This is a genomic window from Commensalibacter sp. ESL0382 (assembly GCF_009725775.1).
In the GTDB taxonomy this organism is placed as follows: Bacteria; Pseudomonadota; Alphaproteobacteria; order Acetobacterales; family Acetobacteraceae; genus Commensalibacter; species Commensalibacter melissae.
The window spans coordinates 1-16,655 of record NZ_WNII01000013.1 but is presented as its reverse complement, the minus strand read 5'-3'; the positions used below and the strand labels follow the sequence as shown (position 1 = coordinate 16,655).

Below are 16,655 nucleotides of genomic sequence, written 5' to 3'. Positions count from 1 at the left end.
AATGGTGGAAAACTTGAAAATTCCCACATTTTCAACGGTTTTGTAAATATTCAAAATGGTGGCGTATCAGAAAACAACGAATATGTATCAGAAGTTGTAAATATCAAGAATGGTGGAACATCTGATAATGACAGTTTCTTTGATCCCGGTGATACAGCAGAACGTGGCGGTACATTAATCAACCGTTATTTGGCAGGTGGAAGCAGCTCTTTTCGTACCGCGGATTCCACTGCCAATGTTAATCTTGACAATGGCGGCAAAATCCACAATCCCCATATGGCCAATACAGGAAATAATAATAGTTTTCATGTAATGATACCTGTGGGAGACGAATGCAATGGAAATAATTGTTCACGAACAGTTTCAGCGGGCGAAACAGTATCAAACCTAACAGTTCTACCTTCTTGCTCCTTATCAGTGTACGGTAAAGCAAATAATACTATAATTAATGGTGGCTCTTTATATACTTATTCAGGATCAGTTGTAACAGGAGTAACTGATAATAATGCTGGAAATATATATGCATCTGGTGGAACACTTTCAGATGTAACTGTAAATAGCGCAGGAAATATAGGTGTAGCTGGGGGAACACTTTCAAATGTAACGATAAATAGTGCTGGACATTTAAATGCATCTGGCGGAACACTTTCAGATGTAACTGTAAATAATACCGGATCTGCTTATTTTACTAATGCCGGTACAAACGTAACAAACCTAAAATTAAATAGTGCCTCAGCAACTCTTGACAATTCAGCTACTGCAATAGGATCAATAATTAGCTCTGGTGGTAAGGAATACATTTCAACAGGTTCCATTGATTCCGCAGCCAAAATTTCATATGGCGGTCAACAATTCATTTCCGGAAGATATGGCACGTTTGCTTTTGCTAGAGATACAACCATTTACGCAGGGGCCACCCAAACCGTTTATGACTGGGGTAGAACAGAAAATGTAATTCTGTCAGGTGGAACACTTAATGTCAGTGCCGGTGGTGGTATCAATAATGACGTAAATTTCATCTCTGGTGGAACAGTCAATGTTTATTCCGGTGCAGGCGTTTCCACTACAATAGATAATGGTGGTAAAGAATACGTTTATAATGGTGGTTGGACAAATAACACAATTGTCCGTAACGGCTTCCAATATGTAATGAGCGGAGGTGTTGTTAGTACTACTACAGTAGATGATAATGGAATTGTAACAGTTAATCCCGATGCCACAGCAAAAGATATTACCGTTAATGATGGCGGTGAAATCAGGGTTTCCGGTGGAACTGTGGATACCGCTTCAATCAACAATAATGGTATTGTTGATGTTAATGGAGGTACTATCAATAATGCCACTATTGAATATGGGGGTATCGTAAATATTGTTGACGGTAGGATCGGATATATTCACGTAAAAGCTGGAGGTGCCTTATTAGTACCAGAAAACATACCAATAGGAATTGGAATTGGTTTAGATCCAGGTTCTTTCCTTAATAATAGAAAAATCCTTAGAAATATTACAATTAATAATCTTACAAAAGAAAATTTAACCGCTTTATTTAATGATCCAACTTTATTTGCACCTGTAGATTCAAATGCTGGTATAAATACAAATACTGATAAAAATATTACCTCTCCTGTTAATACAAATACGGATCAAAATACAACAATTATTCATGGATGGGATGAATTAAATGATCTTTTAAATAATCCTGAATATTTTGAACAAGAACCAAATCCTTTCTTGAGAACCGTTAAACAACCAGATTCTCAAGAGGGTGTGCTTCCTGAAGTCGATGATCAAAATAATAAAATATTTGAATGGGGTGATTTAGTAAATGATAGTGAAGATACAAAAGCCATAGATGCAAGAGGTTATACAACAATTATTAAAAATAAGGAGGAAACACGCTTTACTTCATTTATACCTAATGGCAAAACCGAACGCATTTATAATATTTCCATCGTGGCAGATGCACCTGGTTCTTCTATTTTACCTCCTTTAAACTCTCCTGGTGATATTTTATTTTATGGTACAAACGCTGTTCAAAACACTGAGAAAGATGGACATTACACGCATAAAATATATGTTGCTCAAAACGCACTCTTAAAGGCTAATACAAATGCAATAATTGATAATATCACAGTTTATCAAACTGCTACATTAGAAGCAACCGATGGTCAAATTGGTAATTTAACTGTTGACGGTGGAACAGCAACTTTTTCTCAAGATGCAAAATTGACCGGAACGTTAACTTTAGCAAATGGTGGACGTACCACCATTGAAACTGAAACCGGCGGTATTATTGATCTGCAAGGAACAGAAAACAACGGTCTAATTATTTCTGGAAAAGCTGCTGCAAATGGCATAAACGTTGAATCAACTATCGATAATTTTGATGGTCATGATAAAATTACTTTAGAAGATGTTAAACGTAGTGATGTTGCAGGTGTTGAATTTACAGATGACGACCATGTAAGAATTACTTTAAAAGATGGTTCATCCATTACATTACATATTATCGGTATCAAAAACACTGGTTATATTCTAGGTGAAAATCCTGATGGTAGCCTTACTTTTGCGGCCTGTTTCTTGGCTGGCACTTTGATATCCACGTTTAATTCGACAATGGCCGTTGAAGCCATTAAAGTCGGAGATATAGTCAAGACATTTGACTGGAAGACAAACCAGACAACTAATGCCACTGTTATTTGGGTTGGTCAGAAACATACCAATGTAAAAACATATTTGTCAGATGATCTTGCTGGTTATCCTGTACGTATTTTAAAAAATGCGATTTCTGAAAATGTTCCAAATGAAGATCTGCTTGTAACTCCAGAACATTGCCTATTTTTTGATGGCAATTTTGTTCCTGCCCGTATGTTGGTAAACGGACGCTCAATCTATTATGATTATTCCATTACCTCTTATGATTATTATCATATTGAAACAGAACAACATTCTGTTATTTGGGCTAATGGAATGCTAACTGAAAGTTATCTGGATACAGGAAATAGAAATACGTTTAAGAATGATCAAAAAGTTGTTTCCTTGTTCAATAATATCAAAACTTGGGATAATGATGCGGCAGCGCCATTGAATGTTCATCGTGAATTCGTAGAACCTATTTACAATCAAATTAATAAACGTGCTCTAGATATTAATTTTGAATTACAAACAGAACATTTTGCTCTTACATCAGATCCAAATCTGTATTTGACAACAGAATTGGGAACAATTATTCAACCACACGCATGTAATAATGGAAAATATATATTTAATATTCCAGAAGGTATAGACAAGGTTGATCTTATTTCAAGAACTGGTCGTCCATGTGAAACTGTTGGTTCATTTATTGATGATCGTCGTGAACTCGGTGTATTAGTTGGAAACGTATTTGTCATCAACAAAAATGATATTCACGAAATAACTGATCACTTATCGAACCCTGATTTAACCGGCTGGGATGTTATTGAACAATCTCCTTGTCGTTGGACAAAAGGAAAGGCCACTTTAAATATTCATGCTACCCAATCAGGAAAAAGCGTCTTGATAGTTAATATATTAGCTGCGGGTCCTTATCTTCTTGATGAGAAAAAAGAACTTTATAAAAAAGTTGGATAATTAATTAAAAATAATATTTGCCCATGTAGGCAAATATTACCACATTAATTTTTATAATAATTTAATTAGCATCTAGAAAAAGAATTATACCTTTTTAGATGCTAATTTTTTGCCCTTAATTATCAATCTAGGACAAATTAAATCTACTATGTTTATTACCATCATAAATATGCTCAACAATTATGATATCATTTAATTATATTCTCAAAAATCATGGAAAATCATACTTGGTTTAACAGCATTAAAAGAAAACACCATGATGCATTTTTATACGGAGCACATGAGTTCTAAAATTAAGCATCACCAGATGCCTATACAATAAATTAAAAGCTAATAGATGATTTCTATTATTGAGCATGAAATGCGAATAAGTTTAGTGTTCCAGTACTGGAACACACATCTTGCCAGCTTAATATAGTATTTTTTTGTCCTTTTTTGTATTCTTTTATTTGATAGAATAATTTTTTGTAATAAAATACAAAAAAGGACAAAAACAGATAAAAAAGAATAAAAACGGACAAAATTAGATCAGTTTATTTATACACATCTTTACGATAACCAACAGCAACGCATATCAAAATTAATAGATCATCTTTAATTTCACAGATAAGGAGATAATATCCAATACAATACCGCCAATATCCCTTTAAATTACCAGTAAGAATTTTACCTCTTTCTTTAGGATTATCATAGCCATCAAGGTTTTTCTTAATCCATGCTAATATTAAACGTGCCTGTTGCTTATCAAATGATTTTAAATCTTTGTAGAAGCCTTTTTCATAAACAATCTTAAACACATTAGACACCAAATTTTTGATACAAATCTTCTATATCAAAATTAGGCTCGTTAGCTTTACGACGTTTATCTGCCATATCTGTAAGATTATAATCAAACTCATTTTCTACCATTTCATTAACAGCAGATAAAACAAGATTGGATAAAGAAATGTTCTTTAATTTGGCTATTTCTTGTAGTTCAAATTTAATGTGATCGTCTATTCTAATATTTAACATCGACATAATAATTCTCCTTATGTATTACATATGCAATACAATTATGGAAAGATAACAAGATCATAACTTTAAGTGCTTATACTCTTTCATTACTCTCTGAACCGTTGAAAGACTGATATTTAAAGCTTTGGCTGTTTTTCTGTAACTAGCCCCTTCTTTACTCATAGCCTCTATAATAACGCTACTATCAATCGTTTTCCTTCGACCTTTATATTTCCCTGCTTGTTTTGCTTTGGCTATGCCTTCTCTTTGTCGTTCTCTAATTAGGCTTCTTTCGAATTCAGCAAAACTTCCTAATAGTTGAAACATCAGTTTTTTAATAGGATCTTGGCCATTTTTAAACGTTAGATTTTCTTTATGAAAATAAATAGTAACGCCCCTAGCATTTAAATCCTCTACCAATTGGCTTAAGTCTTTCAGGTTTCTTGCTAGCCGATCAATAGAGTGAACATGAATAACGTCACCTTCTCTGACATATTCTAGCATCGCTTGCAATTGAGGTCTTTGCGTATCTACACCACTGGTTTTATCTGTAAAGGTTTTATCTAGCTTAACCTCATCAAGCTGTCTTTCTGTATTTTGATATTCAGAACTAACACGAATATATCCAATATCACTCATAATGATCTTTATTGTATTCTTTTAAGTTTGAGATGTTTATCTATTAGACTGTATTCTTAAATAAATAAACTTAAATAAATACGGATTTCAATTGTTTTTGTATTTATGAGAATGTATTCTTTTAAATGTAATCTAGTAAATACAAAATACTTTGCACAAACTCATCATAATAAAAAATATTTGCAAACTCTTTTATCGTAGATTTTACAGATACAATATACTTATTATTAAATTATTTCATACTAAATCCAGACTAAGCGATGTGTCCTCCAATTTTTGACCATCATAAAGTTTATTTTCCATATCATCGATAAAGTTTTGTCTCTGTTCATATGCAAAAAATTTAATTCCAATCAAACGAACATTTTTATTTTCAAGAACAATGCAATCTCTATCATTGATTTTCTCTAACATTTTCTCTTTCCAGCCATCATCTTGAATACGATCATCGCCTTTGGGTTCTAATAGCACTTGATAGTATATTTCTTCTGTAAGATCTGTCATGATCATAATAAAATCAGGCATGAAACCACGCACGCCGTCAAATTCGGTTAATTTAAAGCGCGTAGATTGTTCATCATTACGAATAATATATATATTGCTATATTTTTGTTTTAATTTATCCATAAACTGAGAAAGTAAATCGACTAAACGATGTTCTAATTGATTTAAAATAGCATTGTCATAGACATACCATTTCTGACCTGTTGTGCTCTTAGCTTCAATCTTTTGGTTTGAGGTAGATACATTATAAGTATCAATATAAATGGTATAATCTTTAATGATCTCTTTTATTGGTTTACTAGTAAAATTATAAGTTCCCTTAAATTTCTTATAATTTCTTCTAATATTATCAGCTATTCTTTGAAAGATTTCTTTAACCAGATCTAGTTTTTCCTTAGATGATATTTTTTCTAAAGTGATATTCTTGGGTATTTCAACATTGATTGTAAGCTTACCAAGATATTTTTCTGATCTTATAAATTCTTTAATACTTCTTAGTTGTGGAAAATAGCGCTTTAAATTATTAAAATGATAAAAGCTAATTTGTTGAATTACTTTGTAATAATAACGTTCATCTACAGTTAACGTTTGTTTTTTAGTTTCTCCTTCACTATTATCATTAGATAAATTTTCTAGGGAATATTCTTGAGAAGTTTTATACTTTACTTCAAACGTTGATTCTAAAGAATAACTCTCCCAATTCCTGGTATTGTCATCAATTTCGACTGCCTCATTAAAATAAAGATTCCCGTTTTTATAAATTTTTGATTTTTTGAAGCCCTCTTTTAATTTTGCATGCTCTACTGTTCCATCTCCATCGCTTTGGGCGATGATATCTGCCTGATCAAGTGAACTATGTAGCGCTTTAATATAAGAAGCCTCGTTAATCGTATGATAATGAAGTTGCTCTAAAATACCTAACTCATTAGTATTTTTATCAAAACGACGCGTATAACTTTTCTCGTTTTGATAGGTAAATGGATAATAGCGTGCACCCCGTCCAATTAATTGTGCTTCACTATCTGTTCCTGACTTAGTGGAGGAAGCTTTCTCTTTAATTCTAACAATATCATACAGATTTAAAACGTCCCAACCTTCATTAAGCTTTGCAACGGCAAAGATTGCACGAATAGGATTATCATTATTTTCAAGAGTATTTAATAAAATAGGGTGATCTTCAAGTAAATCAGCTGTATTTACGTTTAAAATATTTAATAGATTAAAATCTTCTTGAATAGCCTCAACGATTGAAACTAAATCATTTGTTTCATAATGAGCTATAATTTTATGCCAAACGCTTGGAGCAGAAGGTAAATGAGATTTCTTTTGTAATAAATGCCGTTTAATTTTTTCTGGTGTTAAATCTTCTATAATTTGAGTAAAATCATCTTGTTTAGCTTTAGAAATAGTAATTTGACTGGATTTAAACAAGATAATCGGTTTAAAGGGGGTAATATTATGTTTGGTCGCAATCATCTTACGATATTGACTAAGTAAGACGGCATCAAGCATTTTATCATTATCATTTTGATCCGCTTCTAAAAGCATAACCTTTTTAGAATACCCATCCAGCATAAACTGCTTTAAATCATATTGATAAATGATCTTGTCTTTGTATTTTGAGTATATCTCTTTATCGTCAAGATTAATCGTTGCAGTAAACTCAAAAAGTCGGTTTTCAGGGCGCAAAGCAAGAATATTCTCGATTGTGCGTTCCCAAGTGATTTCTTCATATTCTTTAGAATTTTTGTTTTTTGCTTTTGTGCCAGCATTAAAATGATGAGCCTCATCACCCAACAAAACTAAAGGGATTTCCTTTAAATCTTCATAGGTTACACAATTTTCTTTATACGCTTTTAATTCATCATGAATTTTATGGATCGTGGAAAGCTTAAGGTAAATTGTATTTTTATTAGGAACAAGTGGGAAAATTTCTACTGCCTCAATAAGAATCCTTTCCCCCTCTATCTCTATGGGTTCGTTAAATAAATATTTTGCAGAATGAGGATTTAAAAGATTTTCTTTGGTCTTTTGGATAATTGCATCTGTATGCACAAAAAAAATAAAATTCTGATAATGATGTTCCTTAAATAAATAAAGAATAGCACCTGCCATAATCATCGTTTTACCAGAACCTGTCGCCATATTAAAAAGTAAATGACGATAAAGTCTATTTACTTCTCCATTATCTTGCGAATAATGTAAATAACGTAAAGCTTGATCTTGATAAGGACGCAGCTTATCTTTTAAATTATCTTGGATATAACTTGGATTAACATAATCCTTATACAAAAAATTAGGGTTTCTATGCGTTTCATCATTATCCAATTGTTGATAATAATGAAAAAGCAAATCTTGCTTAGATGAACGCGTTTTTTTTACCATCGCTTAACCTCTTCGATAAAAACTTCTGGTAAAAGCTTTATCCTTTTCAGAAATATGAAGCATTTCATCATCCATTTCAGAAACATTGACATAAAGCTGATTTTTATCCAATAACTCTATTAAAAGGCGCCTTTGTTCGTCCAAAGGTAAATCATCAAACGTAACTTTATGAGAAATACCGTCTATTTCATATTCAGTATTTAAAACTTTCTCAAGCGCCACTTGATAATTTAAATGAGCTTCAGATTTCATTTGTCCAAATAAAGATTTTAAGGTTTCCGTATCCTGAGCTTGCTGGATTTTTTTTACAAAAACTTGATTTAATTCCATCAGTTCGGTATAGACAAAACTGCCCCCACCTTGCCAGTTTACATCCTTGGAAATCCCGCCCTGCTCGCCTTCGATGACTTTTTGCAAGCGTGCTACAGTAATATCATCAATATAATCCATCTGCTCAATACCAATATAACGCCGTCCCATTTTATGCGCTACCGCAGCCGTTGTGCCACTGCCAAGGTGGAAGTCGAGAACAAGATCTCCTTCATTCGAACCAATATGGATAATTCTCTGTATGAGTTTTTCTGGCTTAGGTGTAGAAAAAACATCTTCATTAAAAAAATTATTAATTTCTTTCTTTGCTTCTTGATTATGACCTACTTCTGAATTAGACCACCATGACCATGGAACCATACCCCTAACGTCTTTTAAGTAAGTTTTTCTTCTGGGCATTGCATCCCCATTAATGCCGAACCACATTTTACCTTCTTTACGCTGTTTAAGCATTTCTGATTCAATATTTTTCCAACATCTACCTTTCGGAGGAGTAAAAGTTTTACCAGAAGGCGTAACAATTTCGTACATTTGATTTGGTCTATAGCCTTGTGCTGTAAAATCAGAAGACACCCAGTTACCGTTTGGGTCATTATCTGGATTTTTATATTTACTTTTTTGCTCAAATGTAAGCGGAATTAAATTTATCGCTTCTTTAAAAGCTTTTGAGTCAATACAATAAATTAAAATATAATCATGCCCTGCACCTAATGGTGTTCTAGCATCTGGTGAAGTCCTTTTTTGCCATACAATATTAGATATAAAGCTATTGCTACCAAAAATTTGATCCATTAACACCTTTAAATAAGCCTGCTCACCATCATCAATATTAATCCAGATACTTCCATCATCACTTAATAATTCTCTTGCAACCTCAAGACGATTCTTCATAAAAACAAGCCACGTAGAGTGATTAAAGCGATCATTATATTTAAACCCATCATTCCCTGTATTATAAGGGGGATCAATATAAATCAGTTTCACCTTGCCCGCATAACGTTCTTTTAACGAATGAAGCGCAATCAGATTATTACCTTTGATTATTAAATTATCATCATCGCAAAAATCCGTAATATTTTTATCAACACCATTGGCACTATAGCGTTTGGTATTGGTAAAGAGTTTAGGAGAAAATAAACGATCTATTTCATCACGAGCAATAACCTCATGATAATAAACCTCGTCTTTACCTTGCTCCTCTTTTGTCATTCCCCCTTCCAACACACAATCTTTAAAAGGAAAATCAAGAACAACATCTGTATTACGATCTAAATATTTTCCATCAGTAGTTAAACCTATAGAGTTACAATATTTAGTAAAGCTATCTGGCCAATATTCTTTATATTTCAAAAGACTAATTAATTTATCAAAGTCGAAAATTACGATCCCATCAATAATCGTACTATAGATTGATTTAATCTTTTCATTATAAATTAATGCTTTAATTAACTTAGGTTCTTTTTGATTAATTGCTTGGATCACCATTGAGCGATGTAATATATTATTATCCCAAAACTGAGGAAATGCTTTTAATACACGGTTAATTTCTTTAATTAATTCGGTTTCCATTCAATGATTCCAATTTTAATATTCAGTAAGTGTTATATCAAACCCAATTTTCTACAATTAATCCTTTTACTCTTTTAAATTCCTTCACATTATTGGTAACCAACGTTACGTCTAATGCTAGAGCATGAGCAGCAATTAACATATCCAAACTGCCAATAGGTTGACCTGTCGATTGTAATTGATGTCTTAATTGAGCATAACGCCAGATAGATTGTTCATCATAAGGTAATATTTCTAAAGGTGCTAAAAACTTATTAAGTGCTTGTTTGTTTCTTTGTGATCCAGACTTTTCAACACCAAAAGCAAGCTCTGAAGCCGTAATACTGGAAATCCCTAACTGTCCTAATTGAAATTGTTTGAACTTCTCAAACACATGAGGAGGTTTGTTATTGATAATATAAATACAGATATTGGTATCGAGTAAATAAATCACTTTATATCCTCACGGGTTTGATCTCCTTGAAGATCTCTTGTAAATTGAAAATCATCTTCAAACTCATTGACAGCTTCCTGCATTAATAGCCACGGATTTTCTTTAGGCAATAAAAGAACACCATTTCCAAATGCTTTAATTATCACTGTATCTTCGTTAAAACGAAATTCCTTAGGCAATCTCACGGCTTGACTTCTGCCATTTTGAAATATTTTTGCTACTTGCATATTAATACTCCTTTATAATATATACTATTGATATATATCATATGTAATATTACTCTTACAAGTAAAAATGATCTGTTATATATTGTAGGTCATATTCATGTTTAAAATAATCGTTTTGTATAAATTATGATACTAACAATTAGTAAGTAAGAAGTAACAGACTTTAAGTTATCCAACAATCTCAGGATGAAGTTCAAAATATGCATCTACAGAACACGTGTCTTCAAATTGTTCTGGAACACCCATCAAAGCAGGTTTTATCGTTAAGTTATTACTATAAAGAGGAATAAAAGATTTACTATGTTATGCAATTGTTCAATAGCCCAACCTTTGTTAAATATGATTTTGAAAGCTTGAACCAATTCTATTGAGCTTATTAGAAAATATTGATACAACAACTTCAAGTGGTAAATTTATATTTCATTTATTTGGAGCTTTAGCTCAATTTGAAAAAGATTTAATTCAAGAACGAACAAGAGCTGGTCTGAAAGCGGCAAGAGATCAAGGAAGAATTGGTGGAAGACCTGTTGTAATAACAGATGAAAAACTTAAAAAAGCCAAAAAACATCTTAAAAATTGATTAAATGTCAGAGAGGCTGCCGCTCGCATTAAAGTTAGTTCAACAACCTTGTACAAAGCACTTAATATCAAGAAATCTTATATGTAAAACAATAAAAACTAATTTTGTTTTTGTTTAACATAATGATCAAAAGCTAATACCAATAATTCATTGAGCTTTAAATCATGAGATGCTGCAAATACACGAAAACGCTTTCTAAAATCTGAAGATACTCTAAAATTTAGAGGCATATCATTTTTATCTTTATTTTGAATTAACTGATTTCCATTAGGAATAGACACATCTTTAGTGGATATACTATTTTTTTTAGTTGAGATTAAACCATCCAAATTTAGTTTATTTTTATTAGACATAACTATAAAATTTCTTTCTTTTTATTTTTCTTTTTAGTTTTTATACGTGCAAGCACGAAAGATAACAATTTGTATATTTCTTGTGAACTTTTTCCGTTTTTATTTGTTTCCATTACGGTTTTACCATCAATCATTGATGATGCGTAATCAATGCGATCATGTATAATAATAGGAGAAACCGTTCCATATTCAGATAATGCTGCAATTGTTTGAATTGTCAGGTGTGTATTATATTTTGCTTGAGTGATAACAAAGATAAATGGACATTTTACTTTTTGAATAATATCTATGGTACTACCTATGGCTCTTAAATCATGTGGACTTGGTCTTGTTGGAACAATTACTAAATCGGCAAGTTTAATAGTTTCATAAATTGCATTGGTAATAGCAGGTGGCGTATCTATTAATAACAATTTTACGCCAGCTTTTTTTAATGCTTCAATTTTTTCAGGTAATTTTTTTAAATCCGATGAAGTTAATGCAGGCATATTATTTTCACGAACATTCCACCAAGATAATAGAGATGATTGTGGATCCATATCTATTAAAACTGTAGGAGAAATATTATTCAATTCTGCTGCAACTGCCAAATGAGCTGTTAAAGTAGTTTTTGAAGATCCTCCTTTTTGACTAGCAATAACTATGACTTTCATCTCTTTATTATTACCTGAATAAAATGAATGTTTTTTATATTAGCATATAACAATAATAGCAAAAAGCACGTAAAATACTTTTTTGCTTTAAAAAAAAATTATAAAGATATATTTATATAAAAATAAAATTATTTTGTTATTAGTCCATACAACGTTTTGTCCAGGTGCAATTCATTTTTCCTGTGAATTTTAATAAAACTTCTGAATAATCCACCCGCAGATTTTACCAGTCCCTTATCATGGCGAGCGTTTACAATAGCCAGTGCGGTTATGGCCTGTTTTATTCCGAAACAGTTACATGCCTCTTTCCATGCCGATTGATGGATACCCAGTGAATGTAGGACACAAGGTGCAATATTTTCCAAATCTGACCATGTTGCCCTGTCAGATATCCAGTCTCGAAAGAGGGGTGCTATTTTTAGGATCAATGCGGGTGAGATGATGAAACCGTTCAAGGCATCTTGATCGGAAATCATTTTATTCACAGTTTGACTACTATTAACTTCCTGAGTAATTACATTGTTATATATTTTATGTTTGTTTGTACTTGTATATAGGGTGACATTTTTGTCATCCCCGGGTGACATATCAACATTGTTCTCCCTTATTTCATCATTCACGGCAACCTCGGTTTTTTCAAATATCTTCTGCAATGAATACTCAATCCGCATCAAGGTTTTGATATCCTGCGAACAACGCTTGAGCTGATTGGAGAATGATGCGATTTCCTCCATTATGGAGGCCTTGTCATCATGTCCCGCATAATCCAGTAAATTAAGGATTTTTCTTTTCCAGCCATGACATGCGAATTTTAGGGCATCTCTCTGTTTCCTGTAACTTTCCGCATCCCGAATGATGGCTTCAAACTCCTCTCTTCTCTCTGCAAGCGGTGACAGGTTGAAACCGCACCCCGCAATAACGGCCTGATCGGGATCATTGTTTTTTCTTTTTCCCCATCTCTTGCTTGTTCCAACCTCACACATCGTTATCAGACCTGCGTCGATTGCTTTCTTGCGTATCCTTTGCAATTTTCTCAAGTCATATCCCAATATGTCACACAGGGCCTGATTTGAAAGCCATACCAAGGGAAAACCGTTTTCCTCCCAATCTACGGGCCTTGTCCATTTGATCAGCAATTCTATAAAACGGAAAACGGAATCACTGATATTCAGTTCGGAGCTGACTTTTTTAAATACTGTCAGTATCTCGCTGCATGTGGTCGCCTTGAATTGTCCCGTCAATTTTTTAGACCAGAATAATTCGCTTTTCGTAATAGTTCTGCGTCCAGTGAATTGTGTGTTTTTTTTGGAAATATGACAGTCAGTAATCATTTTTTAATCATTTCAAATATTAAAATATCGTGAAAAATGAAAACTGCCCAACACAAAAGAATTAACAATTTTTCTCTTGCTTTTGTCATTTATATAACTTATATATAGGTTATGTTATGAAGTCCTATACATAATAATTCTTTGTGGTTGGGCAATTTTAAAAACCTCGCTTTAAAAAGCGGGGTTTTTTTATGTCGCAAAAGATGATTTCATTCGATGTTATCCCTTTCTTTTAAAAATTCATAAGCCTTAAAATACCCACAATGTATTATAAATTTAAGGTCATTGTAAATAAAAAAATATTCATTCCATGATTACAGATTGTTTTTTGTATATTAAAAATACTAATCTTTAAAACAAAATTTTATATAAATATATAAAATTGTTTTGCGTGCTTTTTGTTATTTTAACTTTTATGCATATTAACATTAAAGTTAAAACGAAAAATAAAAAGAAAGAAATTTTTATAATTCTATTTACAAATACCATTAAAAAACAATTAGTAATGAAAAGCTAAAAGGATTTAGACAATTCATTAAATCAATCGTAACAACAAATGTAATTTGTAATTTTAAAAGTGGATTTGTTAAATGGAAAACTTTTTAAGATTTTAATAATAATAAAGATATGGATAGTTATTTTATATTTTCTGCAACCATCTCTTGCATCGGCCAGAGCCTTTAAACGTCCAAGAAAATTAACTTCGTCCAACATATAAAGAACTCTGCCTTTTATATTTCCATTTGCTTGATATACAACACTCAGAAGAGAACCTATAATAAGATGACCCAAAGCTGGAGTGCTTTTTAATGAATATCCAGATGTTTGAATACAAATAGTTAAATTTCCATTGCGTAATTCTTTAGGATCAAAATCACCATAAGAAACTATATCAGCATACGCTTTGATACTTCACCATTTTGTTTCAGATACAGCATGTGAATAAATATCTGAAAATGTTTCAGAATAAACACCCATGAGTGAACCTGCTAATTGACGAGATTTTGTCTTCTGTCTATTAATTCTTCTGCTGTAGCATCACCTTCAAAATCACATATAATCAAAGAAGTTAATTTTCCATTTTTTCTCACCAAATAAAATTAAAGATCATTGTCAATTGTTTTTGTCAGAATTTTGTCAGAAAATTTCAGAAATTTGTCAGAATTTTGTCAGAAAATTTCAGAAATTTGTCAGAAATTGTCAGAATTTTGTCAGAGAATTTCAGAAATTTGTCAGAACCTGTCAGAGATTAGTAAATTTCGTTCGTTTCACTCACCAGCATAGGACAAAAAGCCCATGATTAATCCTTAATCTAGGGCTTTTTAAGGACATACACCATACGCAAGCATAGCTTTGCATAAGTATTTGATATATATAAGATTTTTATTTATAACTTGGATAATTATGTCGGACAGGTGTCGGACAAAATATAATATGTTGTTGATATATAAGTATTTTTTCGTCATACTTTCGTCGTACATTTTGACAGCGAAACTAAAGGTTTTTTATATATATTATATTTGTTAAATAATTATGAAATTATTTTATCCACAGGTGCACCTAAATACACGATAATAAAAAAGGACAACTGCTACAAACAATTGCCCTTTACAACCATTATTTTTATTATTTTTAATGCCTAAATCACTCATAGAGTGATTACGTGTTTCAATGGAAAAAACATCAGATTTTGGTATACGTTAAAAATATCTTGGATTTATTACATATCAAAATATTATTGTAATAATCAATAAAAAGAATTAAATAATATCGTTTACAAAACAAAATTATATTGATAAAAAATATTTTATTCTTGAATTATTTAATATAAAATGAAAAAAAGCGACGAACCAACAAATTCACAAATTATATATGGTTACAACTTTAGAATAGAAAGATTAAATTTAGGTTGGAGCCAAGAAAAAGCGGCAAATTATTCAAAAACATCAAAATCATTTATATCTCTTTTAGAACGTGCAAAAACTGGCATTAGTTTGAGAAAAGCAGAGGAACTTTCTCTAGTTTTATTTAATAAAGAATTAATTGACATGCTTAGGAAAAAACCAAGATCATACAAACGTGCACAAACAGAATTTCCTGTTGGACGTGTTGATCCCAAAAAAAAGAAAAAACTTATTGAATAGTATAAATATTAACGCACTTTTAAAATGCGCCAACCGCTCTAATCAAAACATTTCTAATTGATTATCTAAGCCTTCATCAGCAATATGTTGTTTTAATGCTTCAATTTTATTGTAATGTTTCTATATGTCCATAGCTTTTAACCGTTAGCCACGACTATTTTAAATTACGAAAACCTCTTGATCATCGTATATATGGATTAGCTCGAAAACATTGTGAAAACAAAAAAATTGAAAAATATTACTTAAATCATTTTATAAAAAACAAGAACAACAGATGTAATTCATAATTTAAAAATAAGTATTAAATCTTAAATTTGCAATAAAAAAATTCAATATTATAATATTGAATAAAATATATATGATTATACCATAATAGTTTTAAATAAATAAATTTATAATTAACAATTATATTTTATATTCAATTGTTTTTTCTTAAAAAGAAGATTTCTTATAGTCATTAAAATTCTTAATCTTTTTATAAAATTTTTTTGTAAACATTTTGGAATTGTAATTTTTTTATATAAATATTATTATGTAATGTTTCTATAAATTAATTATTAATTTATTAAAATTATAATTTTAACGTTAAAATAACTATATAAAAACTTAATAAATTTTAAGGAAAAAAAATTAAGATGGCATCTTTTTCAAATAATGTAGATTTTAGAAATATTGTAATCAAAAATGATTATCCAATTATTTCCGGTGGTGTTTGGAATGCTGTATTAGATACATTTACAGGTGAAACTATTTATACCAGTAATCATACTGTTGTACATGGTCCTGTTAATATGATCCATGGAGTTTTAAACATTAAAAGCGGCGCCACTGTTAGCGGTATCTATCAGCTTGCCAATATGTCCGGTTTTGGTGGGGATGCAAACCCAACCATCAATATC

The 16,655-nt window shown here is 31.3% G+C and carries 15 protein-coding genes and 1 pseudogene; 5 read left to right on the top strand and 11 right to left on the bottom strand.

The window, feature by feature from the left end; translation table 11 throughout:
- A partial coding sequence (locus GM552_RS08740) for a Hint domain-containing protein (RefSeq protein ID WP_155566127.1) occupies window positions 1-3,612 on the top strand: 3,612 nt, incomplete at its 5' end.
- Between the two features lie 533 nt (window positions 3,613-4,145).
- On the opposite strand, the gene GM552_RS08735 is transcribed toward GM552_RS08740, so the two are convergent.
- From GM552_RS08735 to GM552_RS08705, 7 genes are all read right to left on the bottom strand, one after another.
- The gene (locus GM552_RS08735; RefSeq protein ID WP_196424288.1) at window positions 4,146-4,409 is read right to left on the bottom strand and encodes a type II toxin-antitoxin system RelE/ParE family toxin; all 264 of its coding nucleotides are present in this window, start codon (window positions 4,407-4,409) and stop codon (window positions 4,146-4,148) included.
- 1 nt (window position 4,410) lies between these two features.
- On the bottom strand, window positions 4,411-4,632 hold the full coding sequence (locus GM552_RS08895) for a DUF6290 family protein (RefSeq protein WP_196424287.1): 222 nt from the start codon (window positions 4,630-4,632) through the stop codon (window positions 4,411-4,413).
- A 54-nt stretch (window positions 4,633-4,686) separates the two neighbouring features.
- On the bottom strand, window positions 4,687-5,247 hold the full coding sequence (locus GM552_RS08725; RefSeq protein WP_155566125.1) for a recombinase family protein: 561 nt from the start codon (window positions 5,245-5,247) through the stop codon (window positions 4,687-4,689).
- Window positions 5,248-5,484: 237 nt separating this feature from the next.
- Window positions 5,485-8,136: a DEAD/DEAH box helicase family protein gene (locus tag GM552_RS08720; protein ID WP_155566124.1), complete on the bottom strand. Its 2,652-nt coding sequence runs from the start codon at window positions 8,134-8,136 to the stop codon at window positions 5,485-5,487.
- A gap of 3 nt (window positions 8,137-8,139) precedes the next feature.
- The gene (locus GM552_RS08715; protein WP_155566123.1) at window positions 8,140-10,035 is read right to left on the bottom strand and encodes a site-specific DNA-methyltransferase; all 1,896 of its coding nucleotides are present in this window, start codon (window positions 10,033-10,035) and stop codon (window positions 8,140-8,142) included.
- Window positions 10,036-10,072: 37 nt separating this feature from the next.
- The gene (locus GM552_RS08980; RefSeq protein ID WP_198185733.1) at window positions 10,073-10,468 is read right to left on the bottom strand and encodes a type II toxin-antitoxin system VapC family toxin; all 396 of its coding nucleotides are present in this window, start codon (window positions 10,466-10,468) and stop codon (window positions 10,073-10,075) included.
- Window positions 10,465-10,695 carry an antitoxin gene (locus GM552_RS08705; RefSeq protein ID WP_155566122.1) on the bottom strand — a complete coding sequence of 77 codons (231 nt, stop codon included), beginning with the start codon at window positions 10,693-10,695 and terminating at the stop codon, window positions 10,465-10,467. The genes GM552_RS08980 and GM552_RS08705 overlap by 4 nt, the downstream gene beginning before the upstream one ends.
- A gap of 370 nt (window positions 10,696-11,065) precedes the next feature.
- Between GM552_RS08705 and GM552_RS08700 the strand changes: the two are divergent.
- Window positions 11,066-11,362 (top strand): annotated as a pseudogene (locus GM552_RS08700) (recombinase family protein); the annotation flags it as partial.
- 11 nt (window positions 11,363-11,373) lie between these two features.
- Here GM552_RS08700 and GM552_RS08695 read toward each other — a convergent pair.
- From GM552_RS08695 to GM552_RS09085, 4 genes are all read right to left on the bottom strand, one after another.
- On the bottom strand, window positions 11,374-11,628 hold the full coding sequence (locus tag GM552_RS08695; protein ID WP_110439617.1) for a hypothetical protein: 255 nt from the start codon (window positions 11,626-11,628) through the stop codon (window positions 11,374-11,376).
- 2 nt (window positions 11,629-11,630) lie between these two features.
- On the bottom strand, window positions 11,631-12,281 hold the full coding sequence (locus GM552_RS08690) for a ParA family protein (RefSeq protein WP_122124319.1): 651 nt from the start codon (window positions 12,279-12,281) through the stop codon (window positions 11,631-11,633).
- 128 nt (window positions 12,282-12,409) lie between these two features.
- On the bottom strand, window positions 12,410-13,612 hold the full coding sequence (repC, locus tag GM552_RS08685) for a plasmid replication protein RepC (protein WP_155566121.1): 1,203 nt from the start codon (window positions 13,610-13,612) through the stop codon (window positions 12,410-12,412).
- Between the two features lie 540 nt (window positions 13,613-14,152).
- Window positions 14,153-14,503 carry a type IV secretory system conjugative DNA transfer family protein gene (locus tag GM552_RS09085; RefSeq protein ID WP_370533626.1) on the bottom strand — a complete coding sequence of 117 codons (351 nt, stop codon included), beginning with the start codon at window positions 14,501-14,503 and terminating at the stop codon, window positions 14,153-14,155.
- 941 nt (window positions 14,504-15,444) lie between these two features.
- On the opposite strand from GM552_RS09085, the gene GM552_RS08675 reads away from it, so the two are divergent.
- From GM552_RS08675 to GM552_RS08665, 3 genes are all read left to right on the top strand, one after another.
- Window positions 15,445-15,756 (top strand): helix-turn-helix domain-containing protein, encoded by a 312-nt coding sequence (locus GM552_RS08675; RefSeq protein WP_122124322.1) that lies wholly within the window; start codon window positions 15,445-15,447, stop codon window positions 15,754-15,756.
- A 188-nt stretch (window positions 15,757-15,944) separates the two neighbouring features.
- Window positions 15,945-16,043 (top strand): hypothetical protein, encoded by a 99-nt coding sequence (locus tag GM552_RS09080; protein ID WP_370533625.1) that lies wholly within the window; start codon window positions 15,945-15,947, stop codon window positions 16,041-16,043.
- Between the two features lie 348 nt (window positions 16,044-16,391).
- Window positions 16,392-16,655 (top strand): hypothetical protein (locus GM552_RS08665; protein WP_146206675.1); only part of this gene is annotated, 264 nt, incomplete at its 3' end.

Excerpts from the sequence above, each read along its gene's own strand:
- GM552_RS08720 (WP_155566124.1), bottom strand. The coding sequence starts at position 8,136 with ATGGTAAAAAAAACGCGTTCATCTAAGCAAGATTTGCTTTTTCATTAT.
- GM552_RS08675 (WP_122124322.1), top strand. The coding sequence starts at position 15,445 with ATGAAAAAAAGCGACGAACCAACAAATTCACAAATTATATATGGTTAC.
- repC (WP_155566121.1), bottom strand. The coding sequence starts at position 13,612 with ATGATTACTGACTGTCATATTTCCAAAAAAAACACACAATTCACTGGA.
- GM552_RS08895 (WP_196424287.1), bottom strand. The coding sequence starts at position 4,632 with ATGTCGATGTTAAATATTAGAATAGACGATCACATTAAATTTGAACTA.
- GM552_RS08715 (WP_155566123.1), bottom strand. The coding sequence starts at position 10,035 with ATGGAAACCGAATTAATTAAAGAAATTAACCGTGTATTAAAAGCATTT.
- GM552_RS08695 (WP_110439617.1), bottom strand. The coding sequence starts at position 11,628 with ATGTCTAATAAAAATAAACTAAATTTGGATGGTTTAATCTCAACTAAA.
- GM552_RS08705 (WP_155566122.1), bottom strand. The coding sequence starts at position 10,695 with ATGCAAGTAGCAAAAATATTTCAAAATGGCAGAAGTCAAGCCGTGAGA.
- GM552_RS08690 (WP_122124319.1), bottom strand. The coding sequence starts at position 12,281 with ATGAAAGTCATAGTTATTGCTAGTCAAAAAGGAGGATCTTCAAAAACT.
- GM552_RS08725 (WP_155566125.1), bottom strand. The coding sequence starts at position 5,247 with ATGAGTGATATTGGATATATTCGTGTTAGTTCTGAATATCAAAATACA.